Genomic DNA, 23,671 nt, shown 5'->3' on the forward strand with positions numbered 1-23,671 from the left:
TTTAAATTAGGTAAATACCATTTTCCCAATTTAACTTTATATTTTGATAACAACTTTATATATTATCTTTATTCTTTTTCTATTATAGCAAACTATAAAATAAAAGTATAGAACAAAATCGAATGTTTGTTCTTTTTTGTCTATTGTAATGCTTGCTCAAATAATTTTTCAATGCTATCCATTACCATTTCCCAACTGATATCTTCCGCATAGCTGAATTTCTTTTGATAACTTTTCCATAGTCCCTGCATAACTTCACTATCTGCTATTTCTTTTAAAATCCTATTTCCCTCGGTTATCAATTGTATAGAATTACGTTTTTTACTTGTTGCTAAAAATGCCGCCTTAAATTGCTCCATGTTCATCGCATGGGTATATTCATTCTGTAAAATATACAGATCATAGTAATCCCTCAATCTTGTATTCGCTACACCTCTTGCTATTACTGTTTCCATTTTCTCTGCAAGCACAGTTTCCAAATTATAGGCTAAAATAGATATTGTACGTTCTTCAAACATCAACCTAAAATTATACAATACTTCTCTCGGTGTGATAATATCTCCGGTAGAAATATCTACTTTTAATGGTGTCCGCATTGTTTCTAATGTAGCCTCCAAATTTGCTCGTACTCCACTATATTCCGCCTCATCCATAATTTCACCAACACTTTTTATAGAAAATGTCATACCGTCATCAATAGGAATTGCAATAATTTCTTCTATCATTTCCTTTGCATTTTCTACGGATAACAGCATATTTTTTATGGTTGTGTCAATATCCATTGTAGAACGAGTATCCAATCCTACCATAGCAGATACTAACATTCCACCTTTCAATATAAAATTGTTTCTATATTTTGAAAGAGAAATACGTTCTAAGAAACGCTCCATCACATAATTACGCATAATAATCTGTGCCTGTAAGCTATCTCCCTTTGTTAGATTTCTTACTAACGCTTTCAACTGCCTTGAAGTTTTAATCATTATAACAACACCTCTAAATATGGTCTTAAAATTTTTTCTACACGAAACTCTTTTGCATATCGCATAAGTTGTGGCAGATTTTTTTCTTTACTTCGCAGGTATTCCCTTATTGCTGTCTGTAAATCCTGAATCTCTACATTACTGCGGCTTCGTAATAAATCACACACGGTACGTTCCGCATTGTATGCTTTCACAAGATTCCCCTCTGGTGATTCTAAATTTACTACCCCTAGCTCTAAAAGTTCTTTTTTTACACGATATACTTTTATCTTCTGCTCTTTCATACTTTTTGCATGATATCCTGCTTTTACAGTAACCGTAAATTGTAACGGTTCTCTCTCTGCCATTCCTAACAAATAAAGCGAAGTTTCATGCGAAAAAATAATCTGTGGATATCTCGATTGTAATAAATAAAAAGGATCTTCCCATGCATCTGGCGACAAGTAAATTCCTTTTGCCACACGTTCTAATTCCATTTTCTTTGCATATTCCATAAAATAAGTCTTTGAAATTCCTGCTTCAATCACATCAGTAGTTTTAAGAACTCCGTTCTTTTCACATAACATATTGTCTAACTTTTCTTTTTTATTCATTTTCATCACCTTACTTTTACACATTTATTATAATTTATTATTGTGCAAAAGTAAACTTTTTTTATTTATTAGAAGTAAACTGTCCTATTCCGATAACTTTCTCAGTTTAGTTGCCTGTGCATAGCTCGGCGTACAATCTTCCGATTTTATCGTTTCGTATAAATCTGACTGTTCCTCTTCTGACAGATACGATAACTCCACCGCCGGACGCAAAGCAATCTGTAACTTTTCTTTTTCCTTTAGTATAGAATTATCCACTAACTCCAACAACTCCGGAATAAGATTTGTTAAGCGAATAAAACGACGTATTGTCTCTCTGCGCTCTCCAACTTACCGCCCTAATTCTTCATTTATTCGTAACCCAAACTTATTTGACGCCACTGGTATCAGATTCTTTTGTTTCGGCCTACTTGCTTGTTTATCCATGGCATAATCCCACTCCAAGATTTACCCTTGTCGTTGTTTTCCCTGTGCCTCCTTTCTGATTCGCAATCGCAATCACTTTACATCTTGACATAATGACTTCCTCCTTTCTTCTCAAATTTAATAGCCACTCCTTTGTTGGGAATGGCTATGTACGAAAATTTAGGTATAAAAATACCCAGTTGATTCTTGTAAAACCAACTGGGTATGTACATTTTATTACAATTTGTTCATATCAACTTCTAAACCTATACTTTTCATCTCTCTAGCAAGTTCTGTTTTCCATGCTCCGGCATCGTCCATAGATATATATACCACTCCCGAAATATCTCCGGGTTTCTCTATATCTCCTTTAACCAAAGCACTCACTTTATCCCGTCCTAACTTTCCAATCAAATATCCATGTTCAAATACCACATTCTGCCTTGCTCTTTCTTTTTCTTCATTAACACCTTCTTCTTTAGCACGCCCCATATCGCAAGGAGTATATAATACCACAGCATATTGTACATCAGAGTTTGCTTCTATCTTCTCTATAATTGTCTTACCCGAATTTGGCTGTTCATGTAAAATAATTGCTTCTAAGCTTCTCTTTCAAATCCATAACATCAAACACAACCGTACGATTATTTAAGTCTACATTTGTTTCATAAGAGAATACATTCAAACTTCTTTCGGTAAAGATTCCATGACAAGAGCAATGTCTTTTGCCTCCTGTTTTTCCTGCTCCATCAGTTTCTCACGGAGAACATATCCAACTGCTCCAATAAGGACAAAATAACTGCGATTTTTCAATCACTGAATTACTCTCATCTCCGTATCCTTTCACCATATCCATGACATTGATATGGTCATCACTCCCTGCAGCAATGCGGATCACAATTCCTCCTAATGCTTCAATCAAGGAAGCGTAAACTATCGTTATTACCCCATCCAAGAGAAGTTGTCAAATCCCCCTGAGTATCAACATCCACAAGAAGCACTTTCTTTCCTTCTCTAACCAAACCGACACCCATATTCACTGTAGTTGCGGTCTTGCCCGTTCCACCTTTTTGATTTGTAATTGCAATTACTTTACAATCTGGCATTGAAATTTTCCTCCTTTCAAAAAAATTAGCCACCCTGTGTAAACAGAATGACTATGTAAAAAATCTGGGTATAAAAAACCAATAGATTCTCGTTTTGAAAACCTATCGGCCCCATAATTATTTTTCTTAAAATAGTTGTTAATGACTTCTCTTCATCTTCTTATTCAGATACCAAAGTACAATACCCAAATACTCTTTTTTCTGTCCTTTCACATCTTTCTTGCTATATTCTGCAATGAAACTTTCTAATTTTTCTTTCGTCCAATTACCTTTAGGATACATTCTACTCAATTCGAAAATAACAGCATCTAATGTATCTTTTCGATTTTGTGGCAATCTATGTCCTCTACTATTCAAATTCAATGTCTTATCCAAATCTTTTTGAATTTCTACATTATCTGAATATATTTCACCGGATTTGCTTTTATACTTGATTTCACTTATAGTTCTTATATCTCTTGGATCGACTGTAATTAGTTGATTTCCTTTTTGTGTATCACAAGTATCTTCTTTGCCTTTTTGTCCGTCTATGTGTCCTTCACACACGCCTAACATATTTCTATAGTCCAATCGTTCCTGCTCAGACAACCTATCCTCTGGATACCAATGTTCTATCTTCATATGATCCTTATCAATTCTTTTCATACAATATGCACACAAATCACCTTGTTCTTGCAAAAGTTTCTCTCTGATATCCTCTTTATTGCAACCATCAAAGTATGCATACTGTTGTTTTTTATATTCTGTCAGGGATGTAGGTTCAGGCCCTTTTTGTATATAAATCATACTAATCTAACTCCATTGTTTCAAACTCGTATCTTGTTCGCATCTGAATCAAAGTAGGATGTTCTGGGGCTGTTGCAACTTCTAATTCTTCTAAAATCTGCTTTGCAACTTCAAATTCTTCTTCATCCAGTGCATCGTAAAACTTGTCCACTTTTTCCTGTACCTCATTTGGAATTCCACATGTTTCCTGATAATCTTTTAGCGCGGTATTTATATCAATTCCATAATGGGAATAGTCATATTGATAGTCTTCATTTTCTATATCAATAACCCATACATCTTTTGCCGATGCAAACAAAATGGGTGCGTGTGTTGTTGCAATAAATTGTACATTTGGGAATGTTCTTCTTAATGCATCGATAATATTCCATTGCCATTTTGGATGCAAATGCATATCAATCTCATCAATCAGAACAATACCTTTTGTTTCACATACAACTTCTTTTTTATCCGGATTTAATACTGCCATTCTGTAAGCAATGTCAAATACCATCCAAATAAGTGATTGATATCCCGCACTTAAATTAGAAACTGGAAGCAATACTTCCTCAGAACGATACATCAATTCTTCTAACTGTTTATCGTAAAATACCTGATATGTTCCTTTTTCATTCATATAAGTCATAAAGTCTGCAACAGCTTTTTTCACAGCTTCGTATTCAGCAATTTTCTGTTCTTTTTGCCATGAAACTTGTTCCATTTTGATGCACCAATTGAGAAGCAATTTAATATTAGATGCTTCTAATAATGTATCTACATAACCAACTGAACGCGAATACTTATTCTTGAAAACATTTTCTGACTTTTCTCTTTTTTGTGACCAAACTCTTCCTGCCCCTTGATAAATCAAAACCGGATATTCTGCTTCTGAATCTAACGACATTTTTTCAGCCACTTTACAAATATTACGTGGTTGTATTGTGCTACGAGAAGCCTTTACACTTGTTCTACCTCTCGTCCATTCATATTCTTTTTCCTCTAAAACAGCCTTTAACGTAACTTCTGTTGGTACTTGGTATATTTCATCACAAGAACCATCTCCAGTCAATTTTATAACTTTTCGTATTTCATCTTTGGAAAAATGTCTTGTAGCCACATCATTAAATCCAGTGATAAATCCTCCCAGCCCAACAGCTATCGCCTCTAAGATCGATGTTTTTCCTTTTCCATTTTCTCCTTTAATCAGATTAAATCCTTCCTTAAATTCTATTGCAGAATGATCAATACCTCGAAAATTCTTGATGTCAACGCTTTTAATAATCATTTTTTCCCTCCTGATACAGTCGCAATTCTATTATCACACTACCATATCATTTTTCAGCTTTAATGCTTATTATAGCATAGTGAATAAACGTTATCTATTTTTTTAACTATTTCAAATATTTTTCTTCTCTCAAAAAATCCTCCCTGTATTAGATACAGAATGGCTATGTAAAATACTCTCCTCTTTAGCTGTATTCATTATTAGGCGTTTGCGAAACGCCGCAAGCCGCATAAATACGGCATTTTTTGTTGCTCAAAAGCAAATAACTCCTCACTGGATATGGTATAATAGAGTTGCCAAAAACTAAAATCCGCAATCCAAGAAAGGAGTTATTCTAATACCTATGATACCATATAAACAGCTTTCTTTGGCAGATATTTTTTCGGATTGCCAAGATAAATTTGAAAATGACAAACCTGCATTTCTTTCTCTATTGGAAACTCATATCGATTTGGATGAGTTTATTCCGATTTCTTTCAGAAATCATTTTTATGCATCAACGGGACGAACCCGTAAATACCCTTTACAAGCTTTTTTGTGGGCTTTGATCATCCAACGTATTTTCTCCATCCCTACGGATCAACTTCTTTTGACTTTTCTCACTTACTCAAAACCTCTTCGTGAATTTTGTGGTTTTACCAAAGTCCCAGACGCTTCCAAAATAACCCGCTTCAAACAGGACTTTTTAGGTGACCTGCAGCTTGTTTTCGATAAACTTGTTGATGTTACTGAGCCTATCTGTCAGGCAATTGACTCTGCAAAAGCGGATATGACTATCTTTGATTCTTCCGGTATTGAAGCATTCGTTACAGAAAATAATCCAAAGTATGCTAACAGAATTATCAAACAGCTTAAAGCTTATGCAAAAACTCAGGGATTTGATAAATCTTACGACCCCTACAAAGCTGCTTATGGTTCCATGCCTTCCCATGCTTCTGCTAACCCTGAAATCAAACAACTTTATATCAATGGCCATTTTTGCTATGTTTTCAAATTTGGCATTGTTACCAATGGGCTGGGAATTATTCGTCATATCTCTTTTTATAATAAAGACTTTATGTATGCACATCCTGATATTATTATCGAAAAGAAATCCGACTCCCCTGATGAGGATAAAAGTGTTCATGATTCAAAGCTTTTGATTCCGACACTCAAAGACTTCTTTTCCAAACATCCACTGATTAATCCGAAAACTTTCCTTGGAGATGCAGCTTTCGATACCACACAGCTCTATAAGAGCCTTCTTACTGGTAACACTTTTGGTAATGACAAACATTTCGCCAAAGCTTATATTCCACTGAATGCAAGATCCGGACTTGAACATCCAGACTATACCATCAATGAAGATGGTATCCCCTGCTGTCCTCATGACCCTTCGCTTTCTATGAAGTACGAATGCACTTCTAAACTAAGAAACGGTATTACCAGATTCAAGTTTGTCTGTCCCAAAATGAAGTGGGCTTACGATAAATCTACCAGAAAATCCTATCGGCAATGCTGTTGCAAAACTCCCTGTACCACATCAAGAGGTGGTCGTATGGTTTATATCTATCCTGAAAAGAATCTGCGTGCTTATCCCGGAACGATTCGCGGAACCGAAGAATGGGATAATACCTACAAAATCAGGACTGTTGTGGAAAGAAACATCAATCACATCAAGGATAATCTTTGTCTTGCAGGACGCCGAACCCAGAATGAGAGGACTTTGTATGTGGATTTAATTCTTGCAGGTATTACACAACTCATCAGTGTCGTTCTTGCAGATAAAATCAAACATCACGAATACATTCGAAGTTTAAAACCTCTCATAGCATAGGACTTACCAACTCTATAAAGCCTAAGGCTTATTAAAGTGCGCCTAAACTGTCCGCTTACCCACATTTTATTCCAGAACTCGTGCAGAGCATGAATTCATCCCTTTTCTTGTTCAAGATTGCAAACAAACTTCGTGAGTTTCGCAATTACCTATGTATTCATTATTTTACGATTTTTGTATTTATCTTTATCATCTGAATATCTTAAGCAAAATAATTTCTACACTTATCAAGAGCTTAATTTCCCGGTACGAATTTTAATAGCAAAAAGTCACAAATCCATACAGTCCGTATGGTACTATATATCACTGCATTTAAGTCAAAAACCTTCTAGGATACAAAATATTCCACTGCATTATTCGGGAAGAATTTTTTAAATTCCCTATATAACTGGGCGGCCAATATTTTGTTATGTGCAATAATCAATGTTGGTTTATTTAATTGTTGAATGACATTCGCCATCGTAAATGTCTTGCCAGAGCCTGCAATCCCTAGTAACATCTGACATTGGTTACCTTCTTGAAAGCCTTTTACAAGCTGATCAATAGCTTGCGGCTGGTCGCCGGTAGTGGCTTATTCTGATACTAATTCAAAATAATCCATAATTTCTCCTTTATCAGTATAGGTATATTTTTCCTACCCTTATTCTTATTTGTTATTCTCAATAATTCCTTTTACAATTTTATCGAAATCGGATTCAATAGGCTGTGTCCTATTAAATATTTCATATTCATGATATATCTTTTCCAATGCCTGCTTATGTGATACTTTTCCATTATCCTGCAGTATATCATATTATTTTTTTGTATGATCTGCTGTATCGTACACACTCTCTGCTGCTGTTTTTCCTGTTATAGCAAAATGGAACTTATTTTGTACCATAGCATAGAATTTATATGTAACTTCTGAAGTCTTATCATAATCTATACTACATTCTGCAAAAATGTCAGTTATTTACTGCCAAATTCGTCTTTCACTAGCTCTGATTGAACGAACTCTCTCAAGCAATTCACGGAAATAATCTTTACCAAACAACGTCTTTCCCTGCTTTAAGCGCTCATCATCCATTACAAATCCTTTTCGCATATATTCTTTTAATATATTTGTTGCCCAAATATGAAATTGAGTTGCCTGTTTAGAATCTACTCTATAACCAACAGATATAATTGTATCTAAATTATAATAACTGGTTAGTGAGTTCTGTGTTTTCCCCTCTATTGCACCATGTTGAGTGGTTGTTGCAATTTTTGCAACAACCACTTTTTCATCTAGTTCCCCTGACTTAAAAATATTAGATAAGTGTCTTCTAATTCCTGGAACATTTTTCTGCATCCATTGCCAGCACAAACATTAATGCCTCTAATGCATTTTCAGAATCTCTTACGTCAATGACGTAGGTATCTGTCATGCGCAGCAATTCTTTGCTGATACTTGCGATCTGATAACCACTTTGATCAAGAATATTATATTCCCATTCCATAATTGTTCCATCAATATGCCATCCGTTGTAATCGATATTATAGCGTGGTGTCAAAAGTGAAAATTCTTTGCTTAAACAGCCGATATAACTGCCCTCTTTATAAATCTCAAACTTAGGAAGAAATGTAAGAACTTTTTCAACAACCGTTCCTACTTCATTTCCATGAACATCATAAATAATAAGTTTGTGTCCCCAGGATAACTGACCTTTTACTACATAAACAGTATTACCGGACTCATCATAAATATCATAGCTGTCAAACCACGAAAACAATCTTTGTTTGAATAACAGTTTCATAACTTCACCACTTTCTTTCCCTATCGAATCTTCCTTCGGTTATTTTCGAAGTATTTTATCCATTGCCTTCCCTTTAGCAAGTTCATCCACCAGCTTATCCAAATACCGAATCTCCTGCATCAAGGTATCCTGAATTTCCTCAACTTTTACGCCGCAGATGGAACCTTTAATCAATTTTCTGCTTGGATTCATCATGGGAGCATTTTCAAAAAAAGAACGGTAGGTAATGTCACTTGTAAGCAATGTATCCAACTGTTCACATGAATAGCCGGTAAGCCACTGCGTTATCATATCTACCTCTTCTTTTTTACGCCCTTTTCTTTCAGCCTTAGCAATCAGCAAAGGATATACCTTAGAAAATTTCATATGAAATACTTTTTCATTTTCCATATTCCTGTCCTCACAAATATCAATTTTTTAAATTGTTATTCATTGTCTGGTGTGCACGTATGTGTCCATGCAGTTGAATAGGTACATTTTGCCACCCTTCTTCTCTTCCGCTATTATATCAGAATCTAAAATAAAAGTACATAGCAAACCCGAATGTTTGTTCTGTGTCTTTGTTACAATTTTCTTATACTCTCTTCCTTCATTTTCTTTACTTAATTAATAACTAAAACCGCATTTGACTTCTTTCTTTTTCTCTTCTATAATATATTTACTACATTTGTAAGATTTGGAGGGTTTCTATGAAAAACATACCACAAATTTCCGAGGCAGAGTTTGAAGTCATGAAAATCATCTGGAAATATGCACCGATCAATACAAACGAAGTTACGGAAAAATTAACTCACACAACTGACTGGAGTCCCAAGACCATTCAAACAATGCTGAAACGTCTTGTAGCAAAAAATGCTCTCACTTATTCAAAAGAAAGCCGGGTATTTGTTTACACACCTTTGATTAGCGAAGCAGAATATCTCCGCCAGAAACGCACTTCCTTTTTGGACCGATATTTTCACGGAAATATGACGTCTATGCTGTCTTCCTATTTAGAAGAGGAAACACTCTCCCAAAAAGAGCTGGAGGAGCTTCGCAAACTTCTTTCTGACAAAGATCATTAGCAGGAGGGGATAATTTTGAATGATTCTTTTTGGTACTTTTTAGACCGTTTTGGCACACATTTTTTTCTCTGCAATCTTTTCATAGGACTTTTTGTCGGTCTTCTGGCCGGCTTTAAACGCTTGTTCCAAAAGTATTTGTCGTCTGGCGCCCGGTATCGTCTATGGTTCTTTTTCCTTGCACTGCTGCCGCTTCCTTTTCTGCCCCGGGAGTTGTTTGCTCTTTTGAATAAGATTCCTTACAGCTCTTTTTCTCAGGCAGCACAGACTGGGCTTGCTTCTCGTAAAATGTCACAGAATTCCGGAACATTCGTTTCTGCATTCAATGAATTAAATGATTTCGCAGTATCTGTCAGAAGCTCTGTTCCTTCTCTGCTTCCGATTCTTTTTTCAATCCTCTGGGGAATCGGTACGCTTGTAATGCTTCTAATTACAGTCCGCTCCGTTCTGCATTTGCGCACATTGAAACACTCTGCATTACCGATAGAAGATCCGGAATTAGTACATTTATATCTTTGCTGTTGTCAGGAAATACATTTTACGAAAAAAGTACCTCTGTATCGAACAGATTCGCTTACTTCTCCTGCCGCAGCAGGTGTCTGGAAGCCTTGCATCTATCTTCCGGATACCGTGATTGCTGACTCTGCGATTGAAGAACTGCGTTTCATACTATTGCATGAATTGCAGCATATCAAACAGAAGGATGGAATTATCATTTGTCTGACCGCTTTGGCGAGTATCTTTTACTGGTGCAATCCGGCAGTTCATTATGCTCTGAGAGAGATTCGTTTCTGCCGGGAACTTGCCTGTGATACAGCTGTCCTTCACTGCCTTAAGTCATCGGAATACCGGACATATGGAATCACGCTGCTGAATTTTGCAGAGAAATCTTCTCTGCGGCATACCGCTATGACTGCCGGAATCTACAGTGGAAAACACCAAATGAAACAGCGAATTTTAAATATTGCTGCTTTTCACCGTCAGACAAAACGTCAAAAACTTCAGTCCCTTCTTTGCTGTCTGACTGCCGCCTTTCTTTTCTTTGGTTTTCTTCCTGTATTTGCCTTTGCCGGCATGGAACAGGACACTTACAAACTTCTTGAAGAAATACAGAATATTTCCTTTTTGAATCTTTCAGAGCTATTCGATGACTATGACGGCAGCTTTGTCCTGTATGATACAAAAGATGATTCCTGGAAGATTTACCAACCGCAGTTGGTCAAAACACGCGTTGCGCCAAATTCTACTTACAAAATCTACGATGCTCTCCTCGGACTGGAAACGGGCATAATTACCCCTGAAAATTCTCTCCGCTCCTGGGATAAAACACCTTGTCCGTTCCCGGAATGGGAAACAGATCAGACACTCGCAACAGCTATGAAAAATTCTGTGAACTGGTATTTCCACTCCCTGGATTCTCAGATTGGTCGTGAACGCATCCAGTCCTTTCTTCAAAAAATCCATTATGGAAATCAGAAAATGAGTTCTGATCTCTCCCTCTATTGGACAGATGCTTCTTTGAAAATCTCACCGATCGAGCAAGTTTTGCTGCTAAAGTCTTTCCACAATAATGATTTCTCTTTTGCTCCTAAGCACATTGCTGCTGTACAGGATGCGATTCGCATTTCTTCCTCTCCTGACGCTGTGCTATACGGCAAAACAGGAACAGGGCGCATTGACGGGCAGGATGTAAACGGGTGGTTTATCGGATATGTGGAAATGCCGTACCGCACTTGTTATTTTGCTACAAACATCCAGGGAAATTCCAACACCACCGGTCAAAAAGCTTCTGAAATTACTGCCTCACTTCTTTCAAAATTTCACATTTACCCACAAGACGGACAGCAATAACCATGCTGTCCGCCCTGTACTTTTCATCTTTACTCAAAACGATTTCTTATAAATCTCTTTCCACTGCTCCTCTGTCAGCCGCGGCTGATACCAGACTGCTCCATCTTTCTCAAGCTCAAGCACACGGTTTGATACATATTGAAATTCTCCATCTGTTCCAATTTTCATGATGAATTCACTTCTGCATGCCTGATCCGTTTTTCCTCTGATCCAGACCGCTTCTACTGTTAATTTATATGTTCCATTCCCCATTTCTTCACAGGCAGTTACCTCCGGATAAGGCCCATAAGGCATCTGGCAGTCATATAATCCTCTCGGCCGGTAATGATAACATTCCGTCAAAGAATCATACTGCGTCTGTTGTTGAATCTGTTCCGGTTCTAATGAAAAATATTGCCTTAACACTTCTTCAAATTCTTTTTTCGGAACCAGATATTCGGCGCCTTCTTCCGGCACATAGGGGAGGTATTCTCCCCTGATATGCGAATAGCATGTTTCATAAAGATCATAGAAATCTACATGAGAATAATCTTTCGCATCCCAATCTGTAATCAGCAAATTATTCCTCTCATAGCCAATTGGCATAACATATTTCTCATTCCATGCACGAAGTTCCTCATCTAAAGGACGAATCCGAAATGCAGTCTGTCCAGGCGCTCCATCATATCCGGAAGGATGATATTCTTCAATAAAAAGATATCCCTTCTCTGTGTAATCCCAGTATGACACAGCAAATTCATGGAGCTCACTGACAACCGGTTCTCCTTCTTTCCAGGAAATTCCACACACTGCTGCATTCATTTTCTCTCCGTCTGTCCGAAGTTCATAGCGAACGATCCTTCCCTGTTCCATAACAAGAAATAAAACGATCTCTGCTTCCTTTCCTTCCTCCGCCCTCTGACAATATGCTTCTGCCTGCTCAAAATTTACCATATTGATCCGTTGATTCTGATCTACTGCCGCATATCCTTTTGCACCAAGATAGTCCACGATTTTTTTCTGAAACATGATACTGTCCAATTCATCATCCTGTTCTGCGCTTTCATAAATTTCGCGATATCCTTCTGCCAAAAGCTTCAGATTTTTTTCCAATGTCTCGTCTTTTCTTTTTTCTTCTTTCTGTGCTGTGCTGCATCCAAAAAAACAAATACTGCACCCCAAAACGAATACCAGCACAGCCGCCTTAACCCCTAATGCAGTTCTCTTTTTTTTCATTTCATTTTCTCCCTGCCTTCTTATATATGTTTCTTAAATATTACAACTGTAATATTTAGTTGTCAAGAAGTTTTCTCTGACGGTAACATTTTACATTTTCTCTGACAGCAGAAATTTATTTCAAATTGAAAAACCAGACAGAAGTCTCTGTCTTCTGTCTGGCAAACTTATCTTTACAGATCATAATAACGTGCAAATTCAGCCGGATGCGGGATTCTGCTGATTTCATTTGCATCTGCCCGGATCGTTTTGATCCAGTTCTGAATCAGTTCTTCCGGAAATACGCCGCCTGCAGTCAGGTAGTCGTGATCTGCTTCCAGCGCATCTAAAGCTTCCTCAAGAGTTGCCGGCAAATGGCCGAGCGCCGCTCTTTCTTCTTCTGAAAGATCAAAGAGATTAAAATCAAACGGCCCCCAATTATGATCTGCCGGATCGATTTTATTTTTCACACCGTCCAATCCTGCCATAAGAATTGCTGCATACGCATAATAAGGATTGCAGGTCGCATCTGGATTTCTTAATTCAAACCGCTTCTTATCCGGAGATTTTACATATGCCGGAATTCTCACAACAGCGCTTCTGTTGGCCATGGCATATCCTATCGTAACCGGCGCTTCAAATCCCGGAATCAGTCGTTTGTAAGAGTTCGTTGTCGGATTTGTAATCGCACAAAGACTTCGCACATGAGTCAGCAGACCTCCAATAAAATACATCGCCGTTTCACTGAGCTGTCCATAGCGATCCGGATCATAAAAAACCGGTTTTCCGTCTTTCTTCAGCAGCATATGCACATGCATTCCATTTCCTGCTTCCCCGTAAACAGGTTTTGGAAGAAAGGTAGCTGTCATGCCATTTACGGCTGCCGTATTACGGATCACATATTTTGCGGCCATCGTTGCGTCTGCGAGACTTGTCATTTCTCCCAGTTCCGTCTCAATTTCCAACTGGCCGGAGCCTCCCACTTCGTGATGATGATATTTTACACGGACACCCCATTTTTCCATTTCCATACACATCTCATTCCGAAGATCGAACGTAACATCGGATGGCTGATCTGCATGATATCCTCCGTGTGGCGGTGTATGAAATCCATTATTTTCTTCTGCCGGCATATTTGCGGTCCACACAGACTCCTTATCATAAATCCGAAGCGCAATTTCATTCGGCTTTTCGCTGACGCTTACTCCGTCAAATACATGAAATTCATATTCCGGCCCAATAATCATCTCATCTGCAATTTCGGTTTCTTTCATATATTCTACAGCTCTTTTTGCCACATTTCTCGGATACTGGGCAAAAGGCCTGTTCATCGGCTGATCGATTACCTTTACATCTCCAATCATAGTCAGTGTCGGAACTTTTACAAAAGGATCTACGACCGCCGTAGAAATATCCGGAATAAATACCATATCGCTGTTCTCTACCATAGCATATCCGTAATTTGAACCGTCAAATCCGATTCCGTGCTCCAGAATTTCTTCCTGGAAACGCTCTGCCGGAATTGACAGATGTTTCCAGCGTCCCCGAAGATCAATCATCTTAAAATCTACAAAACGAATCCCTTTTTCCTGTATAAAATCCTGTACCTGCTGAATATTCTGAAACATACTTAATACCTCCTGATCTTTTCGCTTTTTCAGCCCCCGCTCTCTTCCCAATCCTTAAGCTTCCACTGGAATAAATGAAAATGAAGTCACATCAAATAATCCCATATCTGTCAGTTTCAGTTCCGGAATGACTGCCAGCGACATGAAACAAAGTGTCATTACCGGCTCTACATCACCGCAAATTCCAAGTTCTGAATAAGCTTTCTCATGGATTGCTGTCAATTTCTCATCTACCCATTCACCGCTTTGGTCGCTCATCAACCCTGCAATCGGCAGCGGCATCCGTTCAATCACTTCTCCTTCTTTTACAAGGACAATCCCACCTTCCTGACGCACCAGTTCTTCTACGGCAAAAGTCATCTCTTCATCACTGACTCCTACAACGATAATATTGTGAGAATCGTGTGCGATAGACAATGCCACAGCTCCTTCTTTGATTCCATAACCTTTCAGAAAACCGCATGCCACATTTCCTGTTCCCTGATGTCGCTCAACAACTGCCACTTTCACAATATCTTTCTCTGCTTCCCGCACAAATTCTCCCTTTTCATCCAGTTTAATCTGCGCTGTCTCTTTCTTTGTCACAACACCGCCCGGAAGAATTTCTATCACATGGACAAAATCGGATTTCAGATGCATTTTCAGCTTCTCTTTTGAAAAATCCTTTACAACTACGCTGCCTTTCACGGAAGAAATCTCATGCGGACAGATCTTCGGAAGATATGTTCCTTCTTCTGCCACAGCCCTTCCTTCAATCCAAACGCGATTCACAGGAAAATCTTTCAGATCATCAAACAGTACAATGTCCGCGCGGTATCCCGGCGCTAACGCTCCTCTGTCCTTCAGTCCAAAACACTCTGCCGCATTTAATGTCGCCATACGGACTGCTGTCATAGCATCTAATCCTTCTTCAATACAGATTCTCAAATGATTATCCAAATGTCCCTCATGCAGAATCGTCTTTGGCTGACGGTCATCAGAACAAAGCAGACACCTTCTGCTGTTTTGTTCCGTCACTCCCGCCAAAAGCGTTCGCAGATTATGACAGGCAGAACCTTGCCGCATCAGAATATACATTCCATTCTCTAATCGCGCTTTCATCTCTTCTACGGTAGAACATTCATGATCAGCCAGAATTCCTGCAGCAGCATATGCATTTAACTCTTTTCCTGCAATCCCAGGTCCATGTCCATCAATGAATTTCCCTGCGTTCTTTGCTGCCATTAACTTATCAAGCACGCTGTCCTCTGCCTGTATCACACCCGGAAAATTCATAAACTCCCCAAGTCCTAGGATTTCTTCTATCTGAAGCGGCTCTTCCATCTCCGGTGCATTGATCACAGCTCCTGCATGCTCAAATGGTGTTGCCGGCACACAGGAAGGAAGCACATATTTGATATCAAGCGCTGTTCCTTTTGCTGCCTCCAGCATATACTCTAATCCCCGCAGCCCGCATACATTTACAATTTCATGTGGATCTGCAATAATCGTTGTAGCGCCATGCGGCACAAGCAGCCTTCCGATTTCCTCCGGACTTACATACGAAGATTCGATGTGAATATGACTGTCAATCAATCCCGGAGCGGCATACCTCCCTTTGGCATCCACAGTTTCTTTCCCCTCATATGTTCCGATTCCTGCGATCATTCCGTCACTCACTGCAATATCTCCCGAAGTAATCTCTCCGGAAAAAACATTCATTACCTTACAGTTCTTGATCACAAGATCGGCCGGTATACGCCCTGCCGCCACATCGATCAGCTTCTTCAGTGTCTCTTTTTTCATCCTGCTCATCATCCTCCTGTCCCGCCCGTTTTGTTTCGGACATCTCTGCTTTAAGCATAGCTGAAATGACAGGAAAAAGCAATCAAAAAAGCGCTGTCCGAAAAAGCTATAAAAAGCTTCTTCAGACAGCGTCTTCTTTTATAATTTTAAGTTTCTTCTTTATTTATACTGATGATTATAAATGAACAGAAGTGTCAGGAGCCCTGTCAGTCCCACCAACTCCATTGCAAGGCCTGTGAAGCTGATATTTCTCTGACCGATAATAATAAGTGCAAGGCAAACAATAAATACAATCACCATGATAATTTTTCTTACTGGACGATCCATTACTATTTCCCTCCTAACCTTTCAATCCGCCAAGTGTCATACCTTCTGTCAGCTGTTTCTGCACTAAAATATAAAGAATCAGCGTTGGAAGCATAACTGTTACAAGACCGGCGTACATAATACCATAGTTTGTTGCTGCTTTTTCTACTGCCATCAGGTTTTTCAATCCCATTGCCAGTGTATCATTTCCGTCCATTAATGTATATGCAATAATATACTCATTCCAGAAGGACAGGAAGTTAAACAAAATAACTGTAATGATACTTGGTTTTGCCATCGGGATCATAATCTTTGTCATCGTTTTAAAATGACCGCATCCATCAATGTAAGCCGCTTCTTCAAATCCCTTTGGAAGTGTTTTAAAATATCCGCTCAGAAGATATACTGTAAACGGAAGTGCACTGGAAGCATATACGACTGCCAGAATAAATCTGTTATTCAGGAAAAATTCCACACCAAGCGCTCTGTTTGCAGAACTTAACATCAGGAAGATCGGAATAACAATATAACTGATATTAACGAAAAGTCCTGCCATAAATAACGCATTTAAGAATTTTCTGCTCTTGAATTCAAACCGCGACAACACATACGATGCCGGAAGTGCCAGAGCCAGAAGGATGATCAGCGCCATTGCTGTTACAAGTACAGAGTTCATGAAGAATTCTCCCATTCTTCCATCGATGAACGCTGTCACAAAGTTCTGATAGCGGAATGTCTTCGGCAATGCCCACGGACTGATATCTCCGCCGAGGAACTCTGAGTTCATTTTTAAACTTGCCATAAAAACCCATGCAACCGGTACAATAATTGAAATCGCAAGTATCAGAAGAGCTGCATAGATAATGATCTGAGATATAATTTGACCTGGTTTTTTATTCTTTTTCTCCATTTCCGCTCTCCTTTCCTAGAATTCATATACTTCCCGGTCTGTGATCTTGTTCACAATTCCTGCAAGGATAAATGAGAACAAGAATACAACAACGCCGATAGCCATACCATAACCGTAAGCACCGTTACCGTAAGCCTGTTTATACATATAGTTTAATGCAACTTCTGTCTTTCCATTCGGTCCTCCGTTGGACATAATCTGAACAAAGAGGAAACTCAGGTTAATCGTACTGATAATGTAGAATGTCAGTGTTGTACGGATATTGCTCCAGATTAACGGGAATGTGATCTGGAAGAACATTTGAATTTCTGTAGCCCCATCAAGAGATGCTGCTTCGTAATAATCCGGCGGGATTGCTGCCATACTTGCCATATACATTACCATATAGTAACCGATAGCCTGCCATACCAACGCAAAAATAACAGAATAAATAACGATATTCGGTTCCGCCATCCACTGTCTCGCCAATCCATCCAAATGGATCGCTCTCAGGAATGTGTTCAACAGACCTGTACTCGGATTGTAGATCGCACCGAAAATACCTGCAATAACTACGATTGATAAAATATTCGGGATATAGAAAATAATACGGAAAAAGTTCTTTCCCTTAAATGTTCCTCTGCTTAACAGTGCTGCAAATAATACCGCCAGCACAATCGTGCACAGCATTACGATAACAATAATCAGAATCGTATTCTGCATTGCCTGAAGAAAATTCTTATCCTGCATTAAATTCTTAAAGTTCTCCAGACCGATAAATGTCTGTTTATTCGTAATTCCTCCCATACGGTAAAATGACATCCGAAATACATTCAGTGTCGGAATTACAAGAAAGAGAACAATCAGAACAACTGCCGGTGCCAGACATGCAAATACAAATCTTTTTTCTGAACGTTTTCTGTTCATAATTTCATCCTTTCCTTCTTTCCTCATAAAAAACGGTGAGCCCGCTTGCCCACCGTTTCAACAAACTATCGCTTACCCGGGTTCTTAATTATAAGTTCTCGGCTAATCTTGCCCATGCGTCTACTAACTGTTTCTGGTACTCTTCTACTGTCATAGCGCCTGTATTTAAGTCATCAATTGCACCATAAACTGTAGCCTTCATGTCAAATCCGTCGATTGCTGTCTCAAGTGTTGCCCAGTTTCCGGAAACAACTTCGTATCCTTCAGAAGATGCAAGTGTATATGTATCTTTGATCGGTCCTTCCGGTAACTGATCAGATGCACCTACTACCGGTGGAACGATCGGAGCCGGAGATTTTTCTCCTGTCTCTTTATTCTCTGTCTCATTTGCAAGCATCAGATCAACAACTGTATCAGAATACATAAATTTGATGAAGTCTTTTGCTACATCCAGGTTCTCAGCGTCAGCCGGTACCCACATCTGCTCTGTGAATGTATAAACATAGCGATCCTGATCTGCTGAGAATTTAGGCGGTGCCATCATTCCCCACTCAAAATCTTCCTTCGGAGTAGAGTTTGCCATCTCACCGATTACCCAGTTACCATTTGGCATGAATAATGCTTTTCCGTCGATTACATTCTGCTGATTAATCTTGAATCCGTCTTTTGACTGAGCATTTGCTACTGTATCAGCCTGTGTATACTCTGGAGATGCAAGTTTTGCAATTGTGTCGATGATCATCTTTCCTTCTTTGGATGTCCATGTATCTTTATCGTAGTTTACAGCTTTGTTCATAAACTCAGGTCCGCCTGCCTGTGCAAACATCTGGAACATCGGACAGTCAAAGTATCCTGCGATCGGATATGTAAATAAAGCTGCTCCGTTTGCCTTTGCCTGCTCATTCAGTGCAAAGAAATCATCCCAGGTCTCCGGAAGATCATATTTCTTAGTTTCACCTTCGAATAAAGTCTTGTTATACCAGAATCCTGTTGGTGTGTAAACGATTGGTGCAAGATATACTTTGCCATCGCCATATGGCTGTGCTGCTGCATTCTCTGTGATTCCGCTTACTAATTTGGATTTCAGCTCATCGTCAAATACATCTGAAATATCAGCGATTGCTTTTTCTTTCAGCATGTTTTCTGTAAAACCGCTTGCCTGTCCAAGATTGTAGTAAACAACATCCGGAATATCACCATTCTGGAAATCCTTCTGTAAATCTTTGTCAAGTTCAGAAGATGTATGTAATTCTACATCTACATCCGGATTTTCTTTTTCGAATGCTTCAGCAATCTTCTCCCAGATTTCTGTTCCGTTACCGCCTGCGAAAGCTTCGAACTTTAAGACTGTTTTTCCGTCTTCTGTCTTGCCTTCTGCTTTCTTGTCACTTCCGGAATCTTTGCTGCCGCATCCTGTCATCATGGAAGCGATCATTGCGCCGGCAAGTAAAACAGCTGTTACTTTTTTCATTTTCATAACTAATTCCTCCTTTTAGTCATTTCGTTCATTTTCTGTAATTTACTCTACACTATTCTCGTCACTTTTTCTATAGCAATGTTGTTGTTATTGTTATATATATTGCTTTTAAACAGTTTTTTTATAAAGTTTTAAAAAATCGAACTTGCTTTTTTATTGTCTCTGTGCCTATTATTAAAAAAACAATGGTATCATCCAAAACAAATTTATTGCTTGAAAGGAGTTTGAAATGAATCAGCCTAATATCTTACTTTTAATGTGCGATCAGTTCCGGGGCGACTGCCTTTCTTTTGCCGGCCACCCGGATGTAAAGACACCATATCTGGATACGCTCGCCGCCGAAGGCGCCTTCTTTGGACATGCCTATTCTTCCTGTCCAAGCTGTATTCCTGCAAGAGCGGCTCTCTTTACCGGGAAAAGTCAGGCAAATCACGGCCGGGTTGGTTATGAAGATGGAATCGACTGGAATTATGACCATATGCTGGCGCAGGAATTGAGTGACGGCGGATACCAGACAGGATGCATCGGCAAAATGCACGTCCACCCGGTACGCAAGCACTGCGGTTTCCAGAGCCTCAGACTTCACGATGGTTATCTCGGCCACTACCGCAGCGCCACGATCCCTCACTGCCAGCATCAGACAGTTACTGATGATTATCTCTATGATCTCAAAAAAGTCATGGGACCGCAGGCAGATGTCACCGCTTCCGGACCGGAATGTAATTCATGGGTTACTCATCCGTGGATCTATGACGAACACCTGCACCCGACCAACTGGGTTACAGAGGAAAGCATCCGTTTCCTTGAGACGAGAGATCGGACACGTCCTTTCTTTCTGATGAGTTCCTACGTTCGCCCGCATCAGCCATTCGATGCTCCCGCCTCTTATTTTGATCTGTACAAAGATAAGCAATTGCGTGAGCCTGCCATCGGTGACTGGGAAGACAGCTCCAATACCGAGCGCTTTGGCTTTATAAAGGATTCTATTTACGGATGCCGGGACGCCGCTTTGCGTCACAATGCTCTGGCAGGTTATTATGCATGTATTACTCATGTGGATCATCAGATTGGACGATTGTTAACGGCGCTAATGGAGAGCGGAGAATATGAAAATACCGTGATCATTTTCCTGTCTGACCACGGTGAACTTCTTTTTGATCATCATTTGTATCGGAAAGTTTTTCCGTATGAGGGAAGCACTCATATTCCTCTTCTCATACGCACCGGAAAAAATGTCTGTCCAACTGCGCCGATTCGAAGTAATACCCTTGCGGAGTTAAGAGACATCCTTCCAACGATCCTTGATTTTGCCCATCTTCCGATTCCGGAAGGGGTGGACGGGTTCTCTCTTGTTCCTGAGATTACCGGCACCGGTCATAATAACCGTCCATATCTGCACGGAGAACACAGTTTCCATTCCTGCCTCTCCAATCAGTTCATTGTAACGGAAACAGATAAATACATCTGGTACAGTGAGACCGGAGAGGAAGAGTATTTCCACCTTGCTCTGGACCCGCGTGAACAACATAATGCTATTAACGATCCACAATATCAGGAACGGATCGACTGGCTTCGGAATGCATTGATCCGGGAACTGGACGGTCGGGAAGAAGGCTACAGTGACGGAGCTTCTCTCCGCCGCGGATACAAGCCTGTCACAACGCTCTCCCACATTTTCTAATATCAAGTCTTTTTCGAAACAGATATTTCTTTCTCCTCCCTCTTACCGGAGAGATTGGGCAATACGATACAGCATTGGTGCGGCTTCTTTCAGAAATTCCTGGTGGCCGCACCTTTTTTCCTGCAGATAGCATGCATTCTGCCGTTTACATCCACCGCGGCAGAGATTCCAGAAACTGCATGTCTCGCAAATCTTTGGAACAACTTTTTCTTCCTGCAGAAACGTCTTCATTGCCTCGCTTGTCAAAATCTCTTCCACCGTTTTTTCTCGCAGATTCCCACAGCAATACTCGTCTAACACATAGAAATCACATGGATAAACATTCCCGTCTGACTCTACAACAAGCTGTGCTGTACAAAATCCAAGCATCCCACACTGCTGCGGCGGACGGTCTGCAAACATCAGAAGAAGATTATCGAACAGTCCGATACTCATATAATCCCCCTGCATATAATCCGCAAGCCATATCCTGAACAAGCGCTTAAAAAACTTTTCATATCCATCTGCATCCAGTTCCCACTGTGTCTTACGATCCAGCTCTCCCAGACATGGAATACACTGCACATGGGAAATTCCCTGGCTTTTCATAAACTTATAATAAGCTTCCGGATGTGAAGCCAGCTGCGCGGTAATTACTGATAAAATATTATACGCTGCTCCTGCCCGCTTTAAATATCCGATCCCTTCCATAATCTTTCCGAACATTCCCTTACCTTTTTTGTCTATCCGGAACTTATTTGTATTTGACTCATATCCGTCCAGCGACACCCCTACAAGTACATGCTTCCTTGCAAAAAACTCTGCCCATGCCTCGTCAATCAGTGTTCCGTTTGTCTGGATTGCATAAGCAAAGGTTCTGCCTCCTTTTTTCTTTTCTGCATAAGCTGTCAACTTCTCATAAAATTCAAGACCACCAAGCATTGGCTCTCCTCCCTGAAATGCCAGTGTAATATGTGCCGTATCACTTGTTTCTTGGATCGCCCGATCGATCAGAAGCTCCATCAGGGCTTCGTCCATCATTTCACCGCACACGTTTTCTCTCCGACTGCTCACATCTTCATAAAAACAATATGGACAATGGAGGTTACAGCGTGCAGATGCCGGCTTGATCAAAAATGACAGATATTCTAACTTCATCTTCCGTTTCTCCTACATTTTGTTTGAATTCTTCTTTCGTAACGATTATACTATTTGTATAAGATATTGTAAACTAAAGGAGGGCTCTCTATGAGTAACCGACGCTATCAGTTAGACGAAATCGAACTTCAGAAAATGAACATCCGCCTGCTGTACATCACCCAAGCCCGCTACGGCGCCGATTGGCATAGTGTTCCACACTCCCATCATTTTACAGAATTATTTTATGTAACAAGAGGCCGCGGTAAATTTCTTGTCAACAACACCAAATTTGATGTACAGGAACACGATATGATCATTGTGAACCCTAATGTCTCCCACACAGAACTTGGGATTCCGGATGTTCCTCTCGAATATATTGCACTTGGAATCAACGGACTGCAGTTCACAAGCCATGATGATAACATTCCATACGATTACAGCCTTCACCATTTTGAGGAATACAATGAAGAAATCTCATTTTATCTGAAGACACTACTTGCAGAAGTCCAGCGGAAAGAAGAAAGTTTTAACCTGATCTGTCAGAATCTGCTGGAAATTTTGATCCTGAATCTTGTCCGCCATACAAAAAAGAAGATTTCCATTGCCTCCGTTAAGAAGATTACAAAGGAATGTCGTTTCGTGGAACAATATCTGGACGAACATTTTAAAGAAGATATTACCCTTGAGACGTTAAGTAATCTGACTTACTTAAATAAATATTATTTAGTACATGCATTCAAGAGTTATAAAGGCATCTCACCTATTAACTACCTGATTGAAAAACGGATTACCGAAGCAAAAAATCTGCTGGAGACAACGAATTATCCCATCGCTAAGATCGCTACTATGATTGGATTTTCTTCTCAGTCTTATTTTTCGCAAGTATTTAAAAAAGAAACGTCCATGACACCGAATGAATATCGAAAGTGTTCTGACTTGAGCATGGAGAAGAAAGCAATCCTCTCATAGCCGCAGAATATTCTGCCAGACAGATATCCACAACACAAAAACAGGAGCCTTAACTG

The 23,671-nt window shown here is 39.6% G+C and carries 23 protein-coding genes and 2 pseudogenes; 5 read left to right on the forward strand and 20 right to left on the reverse strand.

The window, feature by feature from the left end:
* Nucleotides 1–140: 140 nt before the first annotated feature.
* From KFE17_07100 to KFE17_07135, 8 genes are all read right to left on the reverse strand, one after another.
* Entirely contained in the window at nt 141–983 is an 843-nt protein-coding gene (locus KFE17_07100) for a nucleotidyl transferase AbiEii/AbiGii toxin family protein (protein ID QUO33483.1), read from the reverse strand.
* The gene (locus tag KFE17_07105) at nt 983–1,576 is read right to left on the reverse strand and encodes a type IV toxin-antitoxin system AbiEi family antitoxin domain-containing protein (GenBank protein QUO33484.1); all 594 of its coding nucleotides are present in this window, start codon (nt 1,574–1,576) and stop codon (nt 983–985) included. Before KFE17_07105 ends, KFE17_07100 begins: the two co-directional genes overlap by 1 nt.
* A gap of 84 nt (nt 1,577–1,660) precedes the next feature.
* A complete protein-coding gene (locus KFE17_07110) occupies nt 1,661–1,834 on the reverse strand; it encodes a hypothetical protein (GenBank protein QUO33485.1) in 174 nt (57 codons plus the stop codon).
* A 160-nt stretch (nt 1,835–1,994) separates the two neighbouring features.
* The gene (locus KFE17_07115) at nt 1,995–2,093 is read right to left on the reverse strand and encodes an AAA family ATPase (protein QUO33486.1); all 99 of its coding nucleotides are present in this window, start codon (nt 2,091–2,093) and stop codon (nt 1,995–1,997) included.
* Nucleotides 2,094–2,218: 125 nt separating this feature from the next.
* The gene (locus KFE17_07120; GenBank protein QUO33657.1) at nt 2,219–2,575 is read right to left on the reverse strand and encodes a nucleotide-binding protein; all 357 of its coding nucleotides are present in this window, start codon (nt 2,573–2,575) and stop codon (nt 2,219–2,221) included.
* 320 nt (nt 2,576–2,895) lie between these two features.
* Complete coding sequence (locus KFE17_07125; protein QUO33487.1) at nt 2,896–3,087, reverse strand: AAA family ATPase; 192 nt, start codon at nt 3,085–3,087, stop codon at nt 2,896–2,898.
* Between the two features lie 138 nt (nt 3,088–3,225).
* A complete protein-coding gene (locus KFE17_07130; GenBank protein QUO33488.1) occupies nt 3,226–3,873 on the reverse strand; it encodes a hypothetical protein in 648 nt (215 codons plus the stop codon).
* Nucleotide 3,874: 1 nt separating this feature from the next.
* Nucleotides 3,875–5,137 (reverse strand): AAA family ATPase, encoded by a 1,263-nt coding sequence (locus KFE17_07135; GenBank protein ID QUO33489.1) that lies wholly within the window; start codon nt 5,135–5,137, stop codon nt 3,875–3,877.
* A 343-nt stretch (nt 5,138–5,480) separates the two neighbouring features.
* On the opposite strand from KFE17_07135, the gene KFE17_07140 reads away from it, so the two are divergent.
* Nucleotides 5,481–6,953: a transposase gene (locus KFE17_07140; GenBank protein QUO33490.1), complete on the forward strand. Its 1,473-nt coding sequence runs from the start codon at nt 5,481–5,483 to the stop codon at nt 6,951–6,953.
* Between the two features lie 331 nt (nt 6,954–7,284).
* Here the strand turns inward: KFE17_07140 and KFE17_07145 are convergent.
* The 4 genes and pseudogenes from KFE17_07145 to KFE17_07160 all read right to left on the reverse strand — a co-directional run bounded on the left by KFE17_07145 (nt 7,285) and on the right by KFE17_07160 (nt 9,118).
* Nucleotides 7,285–7,554 (reverse strand): annotated as a pseudogene (locus KFE17_07145) (DEAD/DEAH box helicase family protein).
* A gap of 192 nt (nt 7,555–7,746) precedes the next feature.
* Nucleotides 7,747–8,283: pseudogene (locus KFE17_07150) on the reverse strand (virulence RhuM family protein).
* Entirely contained in the window at nt 8,258–8,728 is a 471-nt protein-coding gene (locus tag KFE17_07155; GenBank protein QUO33491.1) for an LURP-one-related family protein, read from the reverse strand. The pseudogene KFE17_07150 and the gene KFE17_07155 overlap by 26 nt, the downstream one beginning before the upstream one ends.
* A 39-nt stretch (nt 8,729–8,767) precedes the next feature.
* Entirely contained in the window at nt 8,768–9,118 is a 351-nt protein-coding gene (locus KFE17_07160; protein QUO33492.1) for a DUF2200 domain-containing protein, read from the reverse strand.
* 299 nt (nt 9,119–9,417) lie between these two features.
* On the opposite strand from KFE17_07160, the gene KFE17_07165 reads away from it, so the two are divergent.
* A complete protein-coding gene (locus KFE17_07165; protein ID QUO33493.1) occupies nt 9,418–9,792 on the forward strand; it encodes a BlaI/MecI/CopY family transcriptional regulator in 375 nt (124 codons plus the stop codon).
* Nucleotides 9,793–9,807: 15 nt separating this feature from the next.
* Nucleotides 9,808–11,640 carry a BlaR1 family beta-lactam sensor/signal transducer gene (locus KFE17_07170; protein QUO33494.1) on the forward strand — a complete coding sequence of 611 codons (1,833 nt, stop codon included), beginning with the start codon at nt 9,808–9,810 and terminating at the stop codon, nt 11,638–11,640.
* Nucleotides 11,641–11,673: 33 nt separating this feature from the next.
* On the opposite strand, the gene KFE17_07175 is transcribed toward KFE17_07170, so the two are convergent.
* From KFE17_07175 to KFE17_07205, 7 genes are all read right to left on the reverse strand, one after another.
* Nucleotides 11,674–12,855, reverse strand: a complete 1,182-nt coding sequence (locus KFE17_07175) for a hypothetical protein (GenBank protein QUO33495.1) — start codon at nt 12,853–12,855, stop codon at nt 11,674–11,676.
* Nucleotides 12,856–13,028: 173 nt separating this feature from the next.
* Nucleotides 13,029–14,462 (reverse strand): type I glutamate--ammonia ligase, encoded by a 1,434-nt coding sequence (glnA, locus tag KFE17_07180; GenBank protein QUO33496.1) that lies wholly within the window; start codon nt 14,460–14,462, stop codon nt 13,029–13,031.
* Nucleotides 14,463–14,516: 54 nt separating this feature from the next.
* Nucleotides 14,517–16,247, reverse strand: coding sequence for an adenine deaminase (gene ade / locus KFE17_07185; GenBank protein QUO33497.1), 1,731 nt, complete (start codon nt 16,245–16,247; stop codon nt 14,517–14,519).
* A 159-nt stretch (nt 16,248–16,406) separates the two neighbouring features.
* Nucleotides 16,407–16,574, reverse strand: a complete 168-nt coding sequence (locus KFE17_07190) for a hypothetical protein (GenBank protein QUO33498.1) — start codon at nt 16,572–16,574, stop codon at nt 16,407–16,409.
* 13 nt (nt 16,575–16,587) lie between these two features.
* Nucleotides 16,588–17,463: a carbohydrate ABC transporter permease gene (locus tag KFE17_07195; GenBank protein ID QUO33499.1), complete on the reverse strand. Its 876-nt coding sequence runs from the start codon at nt 17,461–17,463 to the stop codon at nt 16,588–16,590.
* Between the two features lie 15 nt (nt 17,464–17,478).
* Nucleotides 17,479–18,369 (reverse strand): sugar ABC transporter permease, encoded by an 891-nt coding sequence (locus KFE17_07200; protein QUO33500.1) that lies wholly within the window; start codon nt 18,367–18,369, stop codon nt 17,479–17,481.
* Between the two features lie 88 nt (nt 18,370–18,457).
* The gene (locus KFE17_07205; GenBank protein QUO33501.1) at nt 18,458–19,846 is read right to left on the reverse strand and encodes a carbohydrate ABC transporter substrate-binding protein; all 1,389 of its coding nucleotides are present in this window, start codon (nt 19,844–19,846) and stop codon (nt 18,458–18,460) included.
* 229 nt (nt 19,847–20,075) lie between these two features.
* Here KFE17_07205 and KFE17_07210 point away from each other — a divergent pair, with 229 nt between their 5' ends.
* On the forward strand, nt 20,076–21,527 hold the full coding sequence (locus KFE17_07210) for an arylsulfatase (GenBank protein ID QUO33502.1): 1,452 nt from the start codon (nt 20,076–20,078) through the stop codon (nt 21,525–21,527).
* A gap of 42 nt (nt 21,528–21,569) precedes the next feature.
* Here KFE17_07210 and KFE17_07215 read toward each other — a convergent pair whose 3' ends face one another.
* Nucleotides 21,570–22,664 (reverse strand): SPASM domain-containing protein, encoded by a 1,095-nt coding sequence (locus tag KFE17_07215; GenBank protein QUO33503.1) that lies wholly within the window; start codon nt 22,662–22,664, stop codon nt 21,570–21,572.
* 90 nt (nt 22,665–22,754) lie between these two features.
* On the opposite strand from KFE17_07215, the gene KFE17_07220 reads away from it, so the two are divergent.
* Nucleotides 22,755–23,615: a helix-turn-helix transcriptional regulator gene (locus tag KFE17_07220; GenBank protein ID QUO33504.1), complete on the forward strand. Its 861-nt coding sequence runs from the start codon at nt 22,755–22,757 to the stop codon at nt 23,613–23,615.
* Nucleotides 23,616–23,671: the final 56 nt, after the last annotated feature.

It is taken from the genome of Faecalicatena sp. Marseille-Q4148 (assembly GCA_018228665.1).
Taxonomy (GTDB): domain Bacteria; phylum Bacillota; class Clostridia; order Lachnospirales; family Lachnospiraceae; genus UBA9414.